The sequence below is a fragment of the Comamonas terrae genome, assembly GCF_001544075.1.
In the GTDB taxonomy this organism is placed as follows: domain Bacteria; phylum Pseudomonadota; class Gammaproteobacteria; order Burkholderiales; family Burkholderiaceae_C; genus Comamonas; species Comamonas terrae.
On sequence record NZ_BCNT01000007.1, the window covers coordinates 110,957 to 127,402 of the forward strand.

Genomic DNA, 16,446 nt, shown 5'->3' on the forward strand with positions numbered 1-16,446 from the left:
ATATGAATAAGTACGAGATAGATGAAATATTGTCGATGGCCATTATGACTAAAACAGCTCATGTTTTAGTGGAAGGTGTTGATGATGTTCGTATTTACGAAAAACTTTCATCGGGTGATTGTGAGGTTTATGCAATAGAGTCCATTGAGGGTTATTCTGGTGGATGTGATTTTGTTAAAGATGCTATCCAAGATCTAAACTCAATAGATTCTCAAGGAATTCTTGATAAATATGTTGTCGGAATAATTGATAGAGATGTCGGATACTTTAGAAATGGAAATTTGAATATGCCGGCATTATTTACTTTGGCTCAGTATTCAATCGAGAGTCATTTTGTTAACTCTGAAGTTCTGAATAAACTTTTAGTGAAATTGACTCACATCACAGAAAAACAAGTAACGCCTCTGATTACTGTGCAAGAATGCATTGACGATTTAGATGGTCTTTACTATTTTTCCTTGGAAGCTCTTCAGGGAGCCATAGATTCCAGCTACTCAAGTGTCGTTGGGTATGGAGATAACATAGGGCGGCGAAAAGATGAAAATACAATGCAATCCATCATGGCTAAATCTGATGTACTTGACCAACTATCCGCTAGTAAAAATTTAGGACGTAGTATTTCTGAATTAAAGATATTTGTAAAGGGAAAATGGCTTTTGAAATCTTTCTCTGAAGGGCTGGAGAAAGTAATTAAAGATCTGCCTAGAAAATGCAAAGCAAAGAGTATTATGCAATGCAGGGTTTGTCAATTTGATGATAAATCATCATGCTTGTTTAAGATAAAAGACGGTATTTCTCATAAAGCCATATACTCGTTGGCAATGGACATTGTTGATAACAATGAGCTAAATTATGTAAGGGATATGCTTCAGAGAATTTCAGCTACCGCCAAGGCTTGATTGTCAGTGTGAGGCAAATTTATGCCACAATTCGTCCAAGCCCCCTGTCCCGGGGCTGGTGCTTGAAAACACCGGATCACACAGCGGCTAAGCCTCCCCGTCAGCGAGGCCTTGTCACGTCTGAACACTGGAAATGTGGGCACCGCGCCTGCACATCCACATGGTTACGGGCGGGATGGGGCTACCCGTAAGGCTGCCCGCACGTCTGTGTGCGTGTTTTCAACATCCCGTCCACCTGCTTCGTGCTTGAAAACGCGATGCAGGTGGTTTCAGTCTCACACAGGAGCACGGAACCATGAACACCGTATCTCGCCCCCTGGCCTGCGCCCAGCCTTCTGGTGCTGCATGCCTGTCTCTGCCCGCCACGGGCAACACCTCTGACCCCATCCAATTGCACATGCAGGCGCTCAACAGCCTGAGCCGCTGCAAAGCCATGCTCACGGCCCGCGAGCCGATGTACCTGTTTGCCGAGAAGTTTCTGGCCGAGGCACAGCAGGCCATTGCCACGCTGCAATCCATCGACCTGAACCCGGAGGGCTGAGCCATGACAGCCCTCGACACTTCTGCTGCCCGCAACGCAGTGGCAGCGCAGCCGCGCCCGTCCTTTGCACCGCTGCACACAACCCCCATTGACGCCACCTCGGATCAGCAGGCCCGGCTCTCGCACCGCGAAGCGCGCCAGCTGGTGTGCGAGATCCGCACATGGGCACGCCAGTTCAACGCACCCGATGCAAAGGCGCTGGCCGCAGCCATGGATGACATGGAGCGCCTGTTGCTTTGGCTGTGGACGGAGATGGACGAAAGCCTGCTGCGTTTGACGCTGGCCGAGTCCGCCAAGACCCCCGAAAAAGCCGCCGAAATGCGGGCCGTGGCCATGCAGTTTTTGGGCCGCTGGCTGGGCCGAAAAAACGCCGATCAGGGCTGAAAAAAACGCTCTGGAACAGGCCGCAGGGGGCTTGTCCCCCTGAATGTCAGTGGGTCATGCGATATCAGAGACTGATTTTTTCGGTTTTTTCAGGTGAGCTTTTGGCGTGGTTGCTAGCTCTCCGCAGAGTCGAAAAAAAGGTGCTTCAAGTTGCAACGTAAACATGCGTTTGCTATTTATTTGATTGCATGAAATCAATGTCTGATAAGAGATTTAGTGCAGTTACAAAATATGGCGACATGTTTTACATGGACTTGTCCGCGCGTCTCTTGGACGATCGCCCGCGCTGACTTTCTTGGACTTCTTTGCACTTTGTTGGAGAGACAAAAACATGCATCACCGATCACAAGCCACGCGTGCCGTTCTGGCTGCCAGTGCCCATTACTGGCGCATGCACATCAATGCTCGCCAGTCGCTGCCAAACCATGCACCGCGCCGCTTCGCACGCATTGCGGCAGGCCGGTGCAGACAGGCTCCGGCCAGCACCTCGGCCAAGTTGCGCCAGGGCTGAGGTTTCCCACTTTTCCACGGAGAGCAAGACATGAACGTGCATGAGATCGACAACGCACCGTCCCGCAAGGATGCAGACACCTGCAAGAAGCGCCGCCGCTCCGTGCCGGTGGCGGTGTATGCCAAGGGCGGCTTGCAGCCGGGCGACCGCCTGCTGCCGCTGGCCGAGGTGGAGCGCATGACTTCGGCCAAGAAGAGCTGGATTTACTACCGCATCGGGCAGGGGCTGTTTCCCCGCCCGATCCGCCTGTGTGCAGGCCGCCGCGTGGCCTGGAGCGAGCGGGCCATTCAAGCCTGGATCGAGGCCCAGTCTGCCGGTGCGGGCGGCCTGAGCGATGTGCCTGAACGCAATACCGAGGGAGAAAAGGTATGAGCCGATTACCCGATCAATGGACGCCCAGCCCCGCTGCCGAGAAAGCCATTCAGGCGGCGCAGCTGCAGGCCCAGAGGCTGCTGCGGCTGGCCGCCGAGCATCTGCAGGGCAACAAGGTGCCGGAGGATGAAGTGCTGTATCAGGTGCGGATTCCTGCAGACCCTGGCAACCCGCATGCGGCTCTGCATCTGCAGATCGTATGGCCCGGCGTGCTGCAGCTGGTGAAGGCCCGCGTCGGCTTGCTGCAAAGCGCCAATCTGGTCGATGCAAGCTGGGTGATGCCCGAGCGGCTGGCCCAGCTGCGGGTTCGCTGCCCGGCAGACCGCGTGCTGCTCAAGTCCACCATGCGCCGCCCGCACACCCTGCCGGTGAAGGTGAGCTTCGATGCATCGGGCGTGCTGCGCGTGATGCATGCCCGCACGCACAAGCTGCTGGCGGTGTCTGCACAGGGTGCGCCGTTCAAGCTGTCGCCCGATTTTCAGGCGCTGACCTTTCACGATCTGATGCCGAGGCTGCGATGAGTGGCACGCCGATTTCTGTCGCCCTATTGGGCGAGGCGCTGGGCTTTATCCCGGCAAGCCTGCCGCGTGACGAATGGGCACGCGTGGGCATGGCGATCAAAAGCGAGTTTCCGGACGACGCGGGCTGGGGACTGTTTCGAGACTGGAGCGCCAGGGATGCGGCCAGCTTCGACGAAGCTGCGGCATTGAGCACATGGCGCAGCATCAAGGCCGGTGGCGGGGTGGGCGTGTCCACCTTGCTTTATCTGGCCAAGCAGCACGGCTTCAAATTGCCGCGGCGAAGCAAGGGGCCGCATGTGCCGGGCCAGCAGCTGCAGGCCAGAGCGGTGCAAAAGTCGCCCGCGGCCAAAGCCGCCGAAGAAGCGCAGCAAAGGGCTGCCCATCAGGCTGTTGCCCGGCAGGCCGTGCAGCTGTGGGATGCCGCCAGCACCACGGGAAACAGTGCGTATTTGCACCGAAAAGGCGTGATGGGCTACGGCGTGCGCTATGCCGCCGATGGCTGCCTGCTGGTGCCGCTGCGGGACGAGAAAGGCGAGCTGTGGAATGTGCAACGCATTGCCCCGGCCAAGCCTGCCAAGGGGCCGGACAAGCTGTTTTTGAAGGGCGGCAGAAAGTCGGGCCTGTGGCACATGCTGGGCGGTGCCGAGGGCGCCGAAACCGTGTTGCTGGCCGAGGGCTATGCCACGGCCGCCAGCCTGCGGCAGGCCACGGGCTTGCCGGTGGCCACGGCCTTTGATGCGGGCAACTTGCTGCATGTGGCCAAGGCCTTGCATGGGCAGATGCCCGAGGCTTTGCTGGTGGTGTGCGGTGATGACGATGCCGCCGCCGAGCAAAAGATGGGCCGCAATACCGGGCGCAGCAAGGCGAATGCCGCCGCTGCGGCCGTGGGCGGTGCGGTGGTCTTCCCCACGGATCTGCCCGAGGGCGGCAGCGACTTCAACGACATGCATCTGGCCCGCAGCCTGGAGGCCGTGAAGGCGTGCGTGATGGCTGCGATCGAGCAGCACCACAAGAATGCTGCACAGGCTGCAGACTCCCAGCAAGGGCACGAATTAGGGCCTGATGCTGCGCCTGTGCAAACGGGCGACGACCCGTTCAGCGTGACGCAATACGGCGTGTGGTTTCATGGCCGTGACAAGGACGGCAACCCGGCCCGCCCGCTGTGGTTGTGCTCGCCCCTGCAGGTGGAGGCGCTGACGCGCAATCAGGAGGGCATGGGGTGGGGCTACCTGCTGACCTTTGAAGATCCATTGGGCGTGCCGCGCCAGTGGGCCATGCCGGCCCGCATGCTGAGCGGCGACGGCGGCGAGTACCGGGGCACGCTGCTGAACATGGGCCTGCGCATTGCCACGGCACCCATGGCCAGAAACCGGCTGACCGAGTACATCCAGACCCGCAAGCCCGGTGCGTTTGCGAGCTGCACAGACCGCATAGGCTGGCACAAGCGGGCCTTTGTGCTGCCGCATGAAACCATTGGCGACGAGGATGAGCGCATTGTTTTTCAGTCGGATGCGGCGATGGAAAACACCTTCCGCATCAGGCGCGGCGTGGATGACTGGATCGAGCACGTAGGCCGCTACTGTGCGGGCAACAGCCGCATGGTGTTTGCGGTGTGCTGTGCGTTTGCCGGGCCGATGCTGCGGCCTGCGGGCATGGAGAGCGGCGGCTTTCACATTCGGGGCGGCAGCTCGTCGGGCAAGACCACGGCGGCGCGTGTGGCGGCCAGCGTTTATGGCGGGCCGGACTATATGCAGCGCTGGCGCACCACGGACAACGCATTGGAGGTGATTGCGGCCCAGCATTGCGACAGTCTGCTGATTCTGGACGAGCTGTCTCAAGTGGACGGCAAAGTGGCGGGCGACTGTGCCTACATGCTGGCCAACGAGCAGAGCAAGGCGCGATCGACACGCACGGGCGCTGCACGTTCGCGGCTGTCGTGGCGCCTGCTGTTTCTGAGCACGGGTGAGCTGAGTTTGAGCGATCACATGGCCGAGGGCGGCAAGCGCTCCAGAACCGGCCAGGACGTGCGCATGGCCGATATCCCCGCCGAAGCGGGCAAGGGCTGGGGAGCCTTCGAGCATTTGCATGGTCAGCCGGATCCGGCCTCTCTGGCCGGTTTGTTGACCCGCGGGACCGAGCGCTGCCATGGTGCCGTCGGCCGTGCTTTTCTGCAGTGGGCCACGACCCATGCAGAAACCTTGCCCAAGCGTTTGCGGGATGCTGCGAACGTGCTTGCCACGGCCTGGATGCCGCAGGGGGCCAGCGGACAGGTGGCGCGTGTGGCGGCCCGTTTTGCCCTGGTTGCGGTGGCCGGTGCCATGGCGACCGAAGCGGGCCTGACCGGTTGGGACGAAGGCGAGAGTGAGGACGCGGTGAAAGCCTGCTTCGACGCATGGCTGGCCGGCCGTGGCGGAGCCGGCAGCGGCGAAGTGACGGCCATGCTGCGGCAGGTGCGGGCCTTCTTTGAAGCGCATGGCGAGGGCCGCTTTACGTGGTGGCATCGAGCTGCAGACGATCACAGCGTGAAGACGTTGCAGCGGGCCGGATATCGGCGTCTGGTCGATGCAGAGGGCAAGCCTGTGAAGGCCGAGCCGAAGCTGAGCGGCCCACGCCTGAACGGCGACGATCAGCGGCTGTACGACGAGCTGCTGCCTGCGGTGGCCTCGGAGGATATGCAGGTGGAGTTCTTCGTGCTCCCCGAGGTGTTCCGTAACGAGGTCTGCAATGGCTACGACTACACGGCCGTGTGCAGCGTGCTGCTGCAGCATGGCTGTCTGAAGCCGGGCAAGGGCCGAGCCTATGACGACAAACAGCGCCTGCCCGGTCTGGGGCAGGCACGCTGCTATCGCATCACGTCGTCGATCTATGAGCTGGAGGTGTGAATGACCGAATGCAAGCGAAGGAGCCGGGCCGGCCGCCTGCCCGAAAACCCCATCCGGCGTGTACGCATTGCTGCCCGTTTGCTGCGTGAGCACCATGGCGAGCTGGCTGCATGGCTGGAGACCGCGGTGCAGGAACACATCCGGCAGGGCACCGATATGGACAAGGCGCTGGGCTTTGCGGGCACGCTGGGCCGCACGCCCCGTTTCGATGTGCTGCGTGTGCAGCGCAACCGCCTGTTGTCGCGTGCATTGCGGCATCTGCATGGCGATATGCGGGCACTGCACCGTGAAGTGCTGCTGTATCTGGAGCGGGTGCCCGAGCACCTCAAAGACCGGCAGCAACCGGATGCGAGCTGGTCTGCCGCACGCAGCCTGATACACCGGGCCAGCCACCAGGGGCTGGGCCTGCCCGCCACGCTGGACGGGCTGCGCAAGGCCTTGCGGAACATGGGTTGCAGCTGAGTCGATGGCGTGCGCACGGCACGAATACGCGGGCTGTGGCTGTTGATTCTCGGGCTGCAGGGCGAGCATTGCTCTTGTCACAACGGCACTTGAACGGAGAGCACATGCCAAGCTATGACAAGGCAAAGATGATGCGGCTGCTGGAAGCAAAGCGGGCCATGCATCTGACATCGAATGACTTCTATGTTCGCCTGCGCGAACTGAGAGAGCACATCAGCGGCAAGCGCACCTTCATGCGCAGCAATGCCAACATGCACGAGAGCCGGGATCAGGTGGAGGCCATGCTCGAACTGCCGCTGGAAAAGGCCCGTGCATTGACGCGGGAGCAGGTCGAGAAATTCCAGCGTCCCACATACACCCGTTCAGGCACTCAACACAACGATGCACCAACAGGCATCAGCTACGGCCTGTGGGGCGAGTACCTGCAACTGCTGGAGCGCCAGCAGCGCCTGGAGGCCGAAAAAGAGCGCGTGCACATGGCACAGAGCGAGCAATTTGCGTGCGTCGGTCCGCTGGTGAAAGCCGTCATTCAATGGGGTTTCAATTCCCCCGAGCATGAGCTGTGAGGTTGGGCATGGAACTGATTCAAAAAATCGACAAGTTGCGCGAGCAGATCGCGCAGATCAAGGAAGAGATCGACTGGCTGGAGCAGGCACCGCTGTCCCGCGAAGACCTCAAGGCCCGAGTGACCGTGTGGTTCGATCGCATGTCGAGCGATGCCGCAGAGGTCAACAACAAGTTTCTGAGCTTGCGCAATCCGGGGGCATCCGTCACCGAGGTGAACCCTTTGCGCGTGACGCAGGGGCTGAATTTGCCGGTGGGGCAAAGCAATGCTTCGGGGATGCTGAATATCTCGATCGCACCGCAGCTGATCTGGCTGTTTGGCGACACGATCAAAAAGGTATTTCTGGCCAAGGTGGATGCCATGGACTATGTGCCCGGCCTGCCGCTGACCGAACGCACCACACGCCGCGAACAGCTGGCCACGCAGTTGCGCACGCTGGAGGAAAAAGAAGAAGAGCTGATTTGCGAAGCCGAGCTGGCCAACCTGCCGATCTACCGCCGGGCCGACGCCGATCCCGCCGTGGTGCTGGCCTACGACCCGGACGGAGACATGGGGGCACAAGGTGCACGGATGGTGAGCGTCAGCAGCAGCGCCCCCACATCGAACCCAGCCGCGCCCTAGAGCGAGAGCGCTTGCAGGTCTGCGGTGCCGGGCTTTACTCCTTTGCCCACGAAAAGACCACCGCGGGCCTGCAAGCGTGAATGGCTGACATGACAGGGCTGCGGCTGTCATTGCCTTTTGACAGAGGCTTCAAGGACTCCTTCGGGAGTCCTTTTTTTGTTGAGCCAATGGCTATAGAGATCGACTAAGTGCGCCGCCTATGCCCTGAAACTGCGACGATCACGAGTGAGTTTGAACTACCTTGGGTGAGAGGATTAACCATCCAATCCAGCAAGCAGCACCGGCGAGAGCATAGAGGGGAAGCGTAGCGAAGTATGCGATCGCTAGCAGAAGCGAGCCAATATTTTGAAACACTGATGCCGCCTCATGGAGGACTTGATTAAGAACCAGCTTGACTCGTCCTTCAGCTTCTGGAACTGCAAATTTGTGGCCGACAAATGCAATAAACGCGAACAGCACAAGGCAAGAAACAAACAGAAGAAAAACCATTTTCCCGTCTACAAACCGAGTGAGCGCAGCTATTGCTGCACCATTCATCGGAGCATTGAATGAGAGATTCAACGTGATGTTTCGGTACGTCTGCACGGCCATGCAGAAGATGCACCACATGGCGAAATTGACCACTGCAGCCACCAGCTTGGGATGAAGGTTCTTGGCGTCCTTAGGTGTCGGCGATGCCTCAGCTGCTTGTGCTTTTTGGGATGACGGAGCACTTGAATTAGTCTTGGGATTCTTGCGATTCATTTTGTAACGAATGTGTAAACCGCCAGTCTAGCAATGCATGTTTCACTGCGGGTTTGGTGCCGCAAGAAAGATCCGGAAGACCCAACGTCTTCAAGCTGGTGAAGCCGAGGGTCTTGGGTCGTAACGTTAGTCAGGAGTGACGCCGGTGTTATTTCTTTCCACCGCCCCCTGCTGGTGCATTGCTACGGCCACCGCCTGAAACATTGCCTGTGGTGCTTGGCCAGCCACCGGCGTTGCCCTGGCCGCGGCCGCCGCTGGAGCCAGAGCCGCCTCCTTTGCTGCCGCCACCTTGAGACCCGCCCCCACCTTGTGAGCCGCCGCTGCGACCGCCACCACCGCTCATGCCACCTTTGCTCATCACTGTCTCCTGGCCGGTTTGAGTAGGCGACGCGTCACTATCCGGCTTTCGTAGCGCGTCGTAGAGAACGATGAACCTTATCAAGCTGCCTTGCTGTTGAAGTTGTTAAGTGAGGTGAATCTGTTCCCACGTTCCCACTGCGAATTTGGCTGTTCCCACAAGGCAGTGGGAACACTTTTATTTAATGAAATCATAGGATTGCAAGAGATTTTCGCGTTTGTTCCCGCGTTCCCATTAAAAAAGAGTCATACCCCGAAGGAAGTGCGGTTGCATGTGTGCTTGAGCTGCAATCTGTTCCCACGTTCCCACTACGAATTTGGATGTTCCCATAGATCAATGGGAACGGTTTTTGTTAATAAAATCATTGGCTTGCGTGTATTTTTCTGCGTGTTCCCACTGTTCCCACTAAAAAAGAGTCATACCCCGAAGCAAGTTGCATGTGTGCAGGCAGTTGCCGCACCTGTTCAACGAGTTTTGACCAACCGAATGCAGTTTGAGCGGTGGCCCCGGAGGGGGCTGGGCAAGGCCTTCTGTGCGCTGCAACGGATAGCAGTGAGGCAGGAATGGCACCAGAGAAGACAGTGCTCGGGCAGCCTTCTGGTGCCGATACGGGCGTGCATGGGTATGGCCACGGCCTGCAGGGCATGCCCAAAAACATTTCACTATGACGCGGATGCCCCGAGCCGCATGTGCCCGCTGTTCTACGGCCCTCTATAGGGGGTTGTTTAGTACGACCAGCCACGGGTCCTTCCCGCATAGCTTGGAAGCGGGTAATTCGAGCCGCGTTGTCGGACTGTTCAGCGGGTTGCCTAAGGGGGTTAACTGAAGATCTGAACTCTACGAATCAGCAGAGTTGTGCGGTCGCAAGCGTAGAGGTGGCAACCGGAGGGGGTTAAGTGAACCTAGCCTGTGGGGAGTATCTGGCCCGGATCATTGGGGGTACATCCTGCAGAGCGCCTTGGGGGTACAAATGAAATGTACCCCCAGATTTCGTTGTCGTACCCCCAAATGTACCCCCGCATATGCGTGGATGCTATTGGACTCTGATGGACTTCCGTGGAAAGAAAAAGGCCGTTTTCAGAGGAGAAATAAAAAAGTCCGGAAGCCTTTGGAAGCTAACGGACTAGAAGATGGTCCCCTCGACAGGAATCGAACCTGTATCTAGCGCTTAGGAGGCGCTCGTTCTATCCATTGAACTACGAGGAGCAGCCTCCGATTCTAACTGCGTTGGCGGGGCATGAACGGCTCGCGCGGCGCCGGCCCGGCAGCGCCCGGGGGTATCGGGCGGCCGGTGCCGTTGCAAGGCCTCAATCCTTGCGCATGGTGTAGACCAGGTCCAGCGCGCTGGTCACGCCCGTCTGGGCACGCAGCGTCAGCCGGCGCGAGAGGTCGTAGAAGATGTAGATGGTGCCCATGGCGCCCGAAAGGCTTTGCTCGTAGGTCACGTAGAGCTTGTTGGACAGCCGCTTGCCCAGCGTCAGCGCGGCGCCCGAGGCGTCCTCGCCCGCACCCGGGCCCTTGAAGCCGACCTCGTCCAGGCCCAGGCTGCCCGCGATCTTGCCGCTGCCGCTGTGGCCGCCGGCCAGCAGCGCCAGGGCCGCCTGCTGCAGCATGGCGCTTTCGGCGCCGCCGGCTGCCGGATCGCGGCCCATGACCACCCAGGAGAGCTTTTCCGCGTCGGGCAGGTCGGGGTCCGAATACAGCAGCACGCGGGGCGCGCTGGCCGTGCCCAGCACCTGCACGCCCGCGCGCACGGCGATGTTGGGGCGTATGGCCAGGATGTCCAGCGAGGGATTGTCGTAGGGGCCGTTGAAGCGGATCAGGCCCGACTCCACATCCAGCGATTGTCCCCAGGCGCGGTAGCGGCCCTGCTCGGTGCGGATCTCGCCGGTCACGCGCGGTGGCCCGCCGGCATAGCTGGCGCCCTGGACTTCGAGCTGGCCGCGCAGCCGTGTCGTGATGCCGTAGCCCTGCAGCGCGAAGTCGCGGCCCAGGTCGAGCCTGACCTGGATATCGGGCAGCTTGCGCGGCGTGGCGCGGGCCTGGTCCTTGCGGGCTGCGCGCTCCTGCTTCTTGCGCGCGGCTTCCTCGGCCTTGCGCGAGGCGGCCGTGTGCACGACCACGTCCTTGTCCAGCGAAGGTGCGGATTCCTCGGGCAGGATGATGGCGGCCCGGTCCACGCCCAGGTCGCCGCGCAGCACGAACTGGCCCTGCTCCAGCCGCGCCTGCAGGCTGCCCGAGACGCTGACCTGGCGGTCGGCGCGCACCAGCACCTGCAGCTTTTTCGCCTGTGCCTGCAGGTTCATGCTCAGGCCCGATTCGCCGCTCTCGCCGGGCGGCGTCCACTGTGCGTAGCCGGAACCGGTGAATTCGCCGCCATCCGCGGGCGCATTGGTGAGATTGCCGCTGTAGCCCAGGATGGGTGCGCTGCTGCCCTTGCCGCCGCTGAGGCGCAGCTCGGTGATGTCCAGGCGCGTGCCCTGCAGCCTGGCGCGCAGCATGCCGTCCCGCAGGTCCACACCGTCGAGCACCGAGGTGATGCTCAGGTCGTCGGCCTGCAGATTGCCCTGCCAGTGCGGCGTCTGCCGGTCGCCGCTGATGGTGGCGTCGGCGGCCAGCGTGCCCTTGACGCGCCAGCCTGGCGGTGCGAACAGCGCCCAGAGGCCGATATCGGGCATCCTGGCCGTCACGCGGCCCTGCAGCGGCGCCTTTTCGGGCCAGGCCCAGCTGCCATTCTGCTGCGCCAGGCGCGTGCGCAGCTCGCCGGTCATGGAGCCCGCGCGCTCGCTTTCCCACAGCATGCGGGCGGTGACATCGCTGCCGCTGGCCTGCACGGTCAGGCGCGCCTGCTGGATGCGCGCGCGCATGCCGGTGCCGCTGATGGTGCGGGTGCGCGTACGCCCGGGCTTGTCGGCGCTGGGGCCGGTGGTCTGTACCACCGTCGTGCCGGAGCCGTCGTCCACGGCCAGCCGCAGGTCGCCGGCGGCGCGTTCCACCACGAGCTGGGCCTTGAGCGCCGGACCCATGGTATCCAGGTCCCACTGGCCGTTGAAGCTCAGATCCCCGCTCAGGCCGGCAGCGGCCAGCGGCGGCTCGTCGTCGCCCAGGCTGAAGGCATCCACCCAGGCCAGTGCAATGCCCTGGGCGCGGCCCGTGCTGCGCAGCGACCACTGGCCGTTGCCGGCCTGGACGGCGCTGCTTTCGTCCCAGGCGATCTGTGCCGGAGCCAGCGGCTCGGCCTGGGGGCGGCGCATGCCCGGATCGGGCGGCGTGATCTGCAGCCGGCCGGCCGAGAGCTGGTAGCGCGTGCTCAGCACGGGCTGGCCCTTGGCATAGGACGTGCGCTGCGCCACCTGTACCGGAGCGCCGGGCTGCAGTTGCACCAGCCAGGGGCCGGGCCTTGCCTGGCCGGACCGGTCCTTGCCGGGATGGATGCGGGCCTGCAGCCTTTCAAGGCTGGCCTGCCAGTCCAGCGGCGCGCCGGCACGGGCCAGGCCGCCTTGCAGGGCGGTTTCCAGCTGCGCGCTGAAGTCCGCCTGCCGGGCCTGCGCGTTCAGGCTGAGCTTTGCGTTTTCGGGGCTGCCGGCCAGATCGAGCTGCAGGCTGGGAATGACCAGCGCCTGATCGGCGCTCTGGCCTGCGCCCTGGTAACGCAGTTTCTGCGCCTGCAGGCCGGCGTTGAGCTGCAGGCCGCTGGCCGGCAGGGGCGTGCCGGGTTGGGCGTTGAGGCGCTGCAGCAGCGCGCCCCAGCCGCCGCGCCAGTCCAGCTGCAGCTGGGCGCTGCCGTCGGCCCGGGCTCCGGCCAGCGGGCGCTCCATGCCGGGCAACTGGCCCAGCCATTGCACCAGCGACGAAAGCGCCGTGAGATGGACCCTGGCCTGGCCCTGGCCGGACTGGGGACCGATCTGGCCGTCCAGCTGCAGATGTGCGCCCGGCAGTTCGGCCTTGATGCTGGCTCGGGCATGGCGGCTTTCGGTGTCGAACTCGAGCCGGCTGGCGTTCACGCTGGCCTGCAGTGCCTGCAGCTGCAGCTGGCTCAGCTGCAGCAGGGGCTGCTGCCACTGGCCCTTGGCGGCCAGGGTCTGGATGCGCAGGCCGGGTTTGGAGCCGCGGCCGCCCGCCATGGCATGCAGGTCGGCGGCAAAGACGACCCTGGGCGATGGTGCAGGGGCATCCTCGGCCTCTTGTGCGGGGCGCTGCGCCTGTTCGGTCCTGGCGCTGATCTCGCCCTGCAGCGGCGCGGCATCCAACGTGCTGTAGAGGTCGGCGGGGTTGAGCTGCGCGACCTGCGCCCGGCCCTCGAACAGCTGCGAAGCCGGCGTGTAGTCACCCTGCAGGCGGATGCTGCCCTTGCCGATCAGCAGCAGGGCTTCGGGCACTCGCCACTGCCGGCCGTCATAGTGCACCCGGGCGGAAAGAGCCTGCAGCGGCAGGCCCTGCCTGTCCCAGGGAGCAGGGCGGCTGTTGTCGAACCGGGCGGCAAGCTTCCATGCGCCTGGCGCCGCCTGGTCCTGTTCTGTCCCTTCGGGGCCGGCCAGCAGTTCGCCGTTCAGCAGCGTGCGCGGCCCCTGGGGCCAGAAGGCGGCCACGTCCAGGTTCTGCAACGCGGCTTTGGCCGAGAGCAGGGGCTGCTCGGCCCAGGGCATCACGCTGGCCTGCACATCGGCCTGCATGGGTGTCGGGTCGGCGGCATCCTGCTTCTTTTTTTCTAGCTTCTTGCGCTTTGTCTGATTGGTTTTTGAATTGATTTTGCTGGAATCTGCAGAACTGGCAGGCGCTGCCTGCTCCTCTTTTGGAGGCGTGGCGGTGGCGCTGGCATGGGCCGCGACCTCGAGCCGCGCGGCTGCGGTGGCCAGCGTGCCCCGGGCCCGGGCGCTGGCCTGCACGGCGATCATGGGCGCGGCGGGCGCACCGCCATCCGCAGCCTCGCCGGCCCTGGCTTCGGGCGTTGGCATGGGGCTGGGCACGCGCAGGTCGCCCTGCACCTGGGCGTCGAGCTGCATGGGCGCGGCGCCCTGCAGCTTGAGCTGGGCCTGATAGCTGCCGTCGGCAAAGCGCAGGCTGGATACCTGCAGCGCGTGCTCGTTGCCGTCGTACCGGTAGTGGCCCTTGAGGTCTTCGGCCACGGCCTCGGGCGGGCCCTGCCAGACGATGCGGTCCACGGCGAACGGCAGGTCGATCTTGACGGGCAGCGTCAGGCCCTGCAGCGGCTCGGCGGGCTTTTTCTCGGGGTCGGGCGTGCTGGCGATCCGCACCTCCGCCACATGCATCTCGCCGAGCTGGAGCGCGCGCGACAGCAGCGGGCGCAGCTGCCAGCCGATCTGCGCGTCCCGGACCTCGACCTTGGTGGTCTGGTTCTGCCATTGCAGCCAGCCTATGCGCCCGCCCGCGCGCAGCGAACCCGTCACTTCCCGGGCCACCAGGCTCTGCCCCTCGGGCAGCCAGCGTGCAACACGCTGCAGCGTCTGGTTGAGCGAATCGTCGCGCCCGGACCACCACCACAGGCTGCCCAGCAGCAGCACGAGCAGGGCGACCAGTGCCGTGATCAGCCAGGCAGCGGCGCGCAGCCAGCGGCGCCGGCGCCCGGGCGGTGGCGCCTTGGCACCGCTGGAAGAGGGAGCCGCATCAGGCAGGGGCGCCGCGCGGCTGGAGTCGGAATCCGCCATGTTCAAAATGTGAAGCCGAGGCGCAGGTGCAAGCGCAGCTGATGCTCTTGCGCACCCCAGGCGATATCTGCCTGTATCGGGCCGACGGGGCTTTTCCAGCGGATGCCGGTACCCACGCCGACGCGCATGTACATATGGTTGATGTCATCACCCACGGTGCCCGCGTCGACGAACACGGCGTGCTCGAAATCCTGCGTGTTGCCCTTGATGGTGATGGGGCGCTGCCACTCGGCACTGCCCGTGGCCAAGTATCGGCCACCGATGACGCGGCCGTTGTCGGTGCGCGCGCCGATCGTCTGGTAACCGTAGCCGCGCACGGTGTTGTCGCCGCCGGTGAGGAACATCAGCGTCATGGGCAGGTCGATGCCGCTCTTGGCCAGGATGGCGCCGCCCGAGGCGCGCAGCGCCAGGCGGCTGCGGCGGCGGGTGACCTCGTCGCGTTCGCCCATGGGAATGATGCCCAGCCAGCGCGCCGTCAGCCGCCCGAACGGCGAGCGCTGGGGCGTGAGCGTGGTGCCGGCGCCGGCCTCGAAGGCAAAGCCGAAGCCCGAGGTGGGCGAGAGATTGTTGTCGAAGTAGCGGGCCGTCCAGCCGTAGTTGGCCAGCAGCGAGGAGGCACCGGGCGGGGCGCCGTCGCCCTGGGTCTTGGCGTAGTCGTACTGCAGGTAGTAGTTGCGCTCGATGCGGTCCTCGGCCTTGGCGCGGCCGGCGCGCATCTGCACGCTGTTGGTGTAGAAGTCGCCCGTGGGCGCGCGCTCGATCTTGGCGCCGGCAAACCAGCGCCACAGGTCCTCGCCGGGCAGGCCCGTGAGCTGGGTGGACAGCAGCGGGTTCTTGCGGTCCAGCTGCAGCTTGCTGACCGCGCGCCAGCCCAGGCCCGGCACCTTGTTGTAGACATGGTCCACCGACAGGCGCGGCCCGGTGTCGGTGCTGGCGCCGATGCCGAACACCCATTTCTGCAGCTTGGCTTCGCGCACCTTGGCGATCACGGGCGAGGTGACGGCCGTGCCCTGGGCATCGCGCCGGGCCTCGTTGCCGGCTTCGCTTTCGGCCTGCTGCGGCGCATCGGCCAGCGTCAGGAACACCGAGTCGTAATAACCGCTGCTGACCAGCCGCTGCTGGGCATCCAGCATGGCCTGCAAGTCGTATTCCCGGCCCTCGGGCAGCCGCGCGATGCGCGCCGTGCCCACGGGGTCGTAGCGCTCGGCGCCCTCGATCTTCAGCGGGCCGAAGGTATAGGCGGGGCCGGGTTCGTAGCTCACGCTGACCCGGGCCTGGTGGGTATCCGCGTCCACATCGGCCAGGCTGGTGTCTATGCGCGCCAGCGGATAGCGCCGCTTTTGCAGCACCTTGAGGCCGCCGCTCTTGGCGCCGCTCCAGGCGGCCTGCGAGAACTTCTCGCCGGGCTTGAGCGGCCAGTTGTCCTGTATCTGCAGGCGCTGCGAAGTGCCCAGCTCGTCCTCGGCATTGGTGCCGGCAAAGCGCACTTCGGACTGGGCGATGACCGTGGCCGGGCCGGGGTCCACCTTGACCACCACCTTGCGCGGCGCATCTTCGTCGGGCGTCTCGCTCAGCTCCACGGTCACGGTGGGGCTGAAGTAGCCCAGCGTGCCGATGAGGTCGCGCACGTTGGCATCGGTGGCGCCGAGCAGGCGCGTGAGCTCGCGGCGCTGCAGATCGGGCTGGTAGCGGTAGCGGCGCAGTTCCAGATGCTTTTCCAGCAGTTCGCGCACTTCCTTGGGGGCATCGACTTCCAGCGAAAACGCCGGATCGCCGCCGGCGGTGGCAATGGACGGATCGCCCCCCTTGTCCTTGGAAGGCAGAAGGCTGCAGCCGCTCAGCAACAGGGCTACTCCTAGCGGAAAGAGAAACGCCGACCGCAAGGTCGGCGTCTTCGTAGGCAAAGTCTTGTGCATGCCC

General features: G+C 63.3%; 12 protein-coding genes and 1 tRNA gene. 9 read left to right on the plus strand and 4 right to left on the minus strand.

Annotated features, from left to right (window positions below):
* Positions 1–2 precede the first annotated feature (2 nt).
* The 9 genes from Cte04_RS12070 to Cte04_RS12105 all read left to right on the plus strand — a co-directional run bounded on the left by Cte04_RS12070 (position 3) and on the right by Cte04_RS12105 (position 7,758).
* Entirely contained in the window at positions 3–899 is an 897-nt protein-coding gene (locus Cte04_RS12070) for a DUF4435 domain-containing protein (protein ID WP_083526637.1), read from the plus strand.
* 295 nt (positions 900–1,194) lie between these two features.
* A complete protein-coding gene (locus tag Cte04_RS12075) occupies positions 1,195–1,440 on the plus strand; it encodes a hypothetical protein (RefSeq protein ID WP_157081963.1) in 246 nt (81 codons plus the stop codon).
* Between the two features lie 3 nt (positions 1,441–1,443).
* On the plus strand, positions 1,444–1,824 hold the full coding sequence (locus Cte04_RS12080; RefSeq protein WP_066477596.1) for a hypothetical protein: 381 nt from the start codon (positions 1,444–1,446) through the stop codon (positions 1,822–1,824).
* A gap of 541 nt (positions 1,825–2,365) precedes the next feature.
* Positions 2,366–2,707, plus strand: coding sequence for a helix-turn-helix transcriptional regulator (locus Cte04_RS12085; protein ID WP_083526638.1), 342 nt, complete (start codon positions 2,366–2,368; stop codon positions 2,705–2,707).
* Positions 2,704–3,228 carry a hypothetical protein gene (locus Cte04_RS21750; protein WP_066477601.1) on the plus strand — a complete coding sequence of 175 codons (525 nt, stop codon included), beginning with the start codon at positions 2,704–2,706 and terminating at the stop codon, positions 3,226–3,228. The genes Cte04_RS12085 and Cte04_RS21750 overlap by 4 nt, the downstream gene beginning before the upstream one ends.
* Positions 3,225–6,110 (plus strand): DUF927 domain-containing protein, encoded by a 2,886-nt coding sequence (locus Cte04_RS12090; RefSeq protein WP_169798049.1) that lies wholly within the window; start codon positions 3,225–3,227, stop codon positions 6,108–6,110. The genes Cte04_RS21750 and Cte04_RS12090 overlap by 4 nt, the downstream gene beginning before the upstream one ends.
* Positions 6,111–6,572 (plus strand): hypothetical protein, encoded by a 462-nt coding sequence (locus tag Cte04_RS12095; protein ID WP_066477612.1) that lies wholly within the window; start codon positions 6,111–6,113, stop codon positions 6,570–6,572. It begins immediately after the preceding gene.
* An 89-nt stretch (positions 6,573–6,661) separates the two neighbouring features.
* Positions 6,662–7,138, plus strand: a complete 477-nt coding sequence (locus Cte04_RS12100) for a hypothetical protein (protein WP_157081965.1) — start codon at positions 6,662–6,664, stop codon at positions 7,136–7,138.
* 8 nt (positions 7,139–7,146) lie between these two features.
* A complete protein-coding gene (locus Cte04_RS12105; protein WP_157081967.1) occupies positions 7,147–7,758 on the plus strand; it encodes a hypothetical protein in 612 nt (203 codons plus the stop codon).
* A 219-nt stretch (positions 7,759–7,977) separates the two neighbouring features.
* Here the strand turns inward: Cte04_RS12105 and Cte04_RS12110 are convergent, their stop codons facing one another.
* The 4 genes from Cte04_RS12110 to Cte04_RS12125 all read right to left on the minus strand — a co-directional run bounded on the left by Cte04_RS12110 (position 7,978) and on the right by Cte04_RS12125 (position 16,442).
* Positions 7,978–8,502, minus strand: coding sequence for a hypothetical protein (locus Cte04_RS12110; protein WP_157081969.1), 525 nt, complete (start codon positions 8,500–8,502; stop codon positions 7,978–7,980).
* A gap of 1,489 nt (positions 8,503–9,991) precedes the next feature.
* Positions 9,992–10,066, minus strand: a tRNA-Arg gene (locus Cte04_RS12115).
* Positions 10,067–10,167: 101 nt separating this feature from the next.
* Positions 10,168–14,526 carry a translocation/assembly module TamB domain-containing protein gene (locus Cte04_RS12120; protein ID WP_066477629.1) on the minus strand — a complete coding sequence of 1,453 codons (4,359 nt, stop codon included), beginning with the start codon at positions 14,524–14,526 and terminating at the stop codon, positions 10,168–10,170.
* Positions 14,527–14,528: 2 nt separating this feature from the next.
* Positions 14,529–16,442 (minus strand): autotransporter assembly complex protein TamA, encoded by a 1,914-nt coding sequence (locus Cte04_RS12125; protein WP_083526641.1) that lies wholly within the window; start codon positions 16,440–16,442, stop codon positions 14,529–14,531.
* Between the last annotated feature and the right edge of the window lie 4 nt (positions 16,443–16,446).

Excerpts from the sequence above, each read along its gene's own strand:
- Cte04_RS12090 (WP_169798049.1), top strand. The coding sequence starts at position 3,225 with ATGAGTGGCACGCCGATTTCTGTCGCCCTATTGGGCGAGGCGCTGGGC.
- Cte04_RS12125 (WP_083526641.1), bottom strand. The coding sequence starts at position 16,442 with ATGCACAAGACTTTGCCTACGAAGACGCCGACCTTGCGGTCGGCGTTT.
- Cte04_RS12095 (WP_066477612.1), top strand. The coding sequence starts at position 6,111 with ATGACCGAATGCAAGCGAAGGAGCCGGGCCGGCCGCCTGCCCGAAAAC.
- Cte04_RS12080 (WP_066477596.1), top strand. The coding sequence starts at position 1,444 with ATGACAGCCCTCGACACTTCTGCTGCCCGCAACGCAGTGGCAGCGCAG.
- Cte04_RS12075 (WP_157081963.1), top strand. The coding sequence starts at position 1,195 with ATGAACACCGTATCTCGCCCCCTGGCCTGCGCCCAGCCTTCTGGTGCT.
- Cte04_RS12105 (WP_157081967.1), top strand. The coding sequence starts at position 7,147 with ATGGAACTGATTCAAAAAATCGACAAGTTGCGCGAGCAGATCGCGCAG.
- Cte04_RS12070 (WP_083526637.1), top strand. The coding sequence starts at position 3 with ATGAATAAGTACGAGATAGATGAAATATTGTCGATGGCCATTATGACT.
- Cte04_RS12120 (WP_066477629.1), bottom strand. The coding sequence starts at position 14,526 with ATGGCGGATTCCGACTCCAGCCGCGCGGCGCCCCTGCCTGATGCGGCT.
- Cte04_RS12085 (WP_083526638.1), top strand. The coding sequence starts at position 2,366 with ATGAACGTGCATGAGATCGACAACGCACCGTCCCGCAAGGATGCAGAC.
- Cte04_RS21750 (WP_066477601.1), top strand. The coding sequence starts at position 2,704 with ATGAGCCGATTACCCGATCAATGGACGCCCAGCCCCGCTGCCGAGAAA.
- Cte04_RS12110 (WP_157081969.1), bottom strand. The coding sequence starts at position 8,502 with ATGAATCGCAAGAATCCCAAGACTAATTCAAGTGCTCCGTCATCCCAA.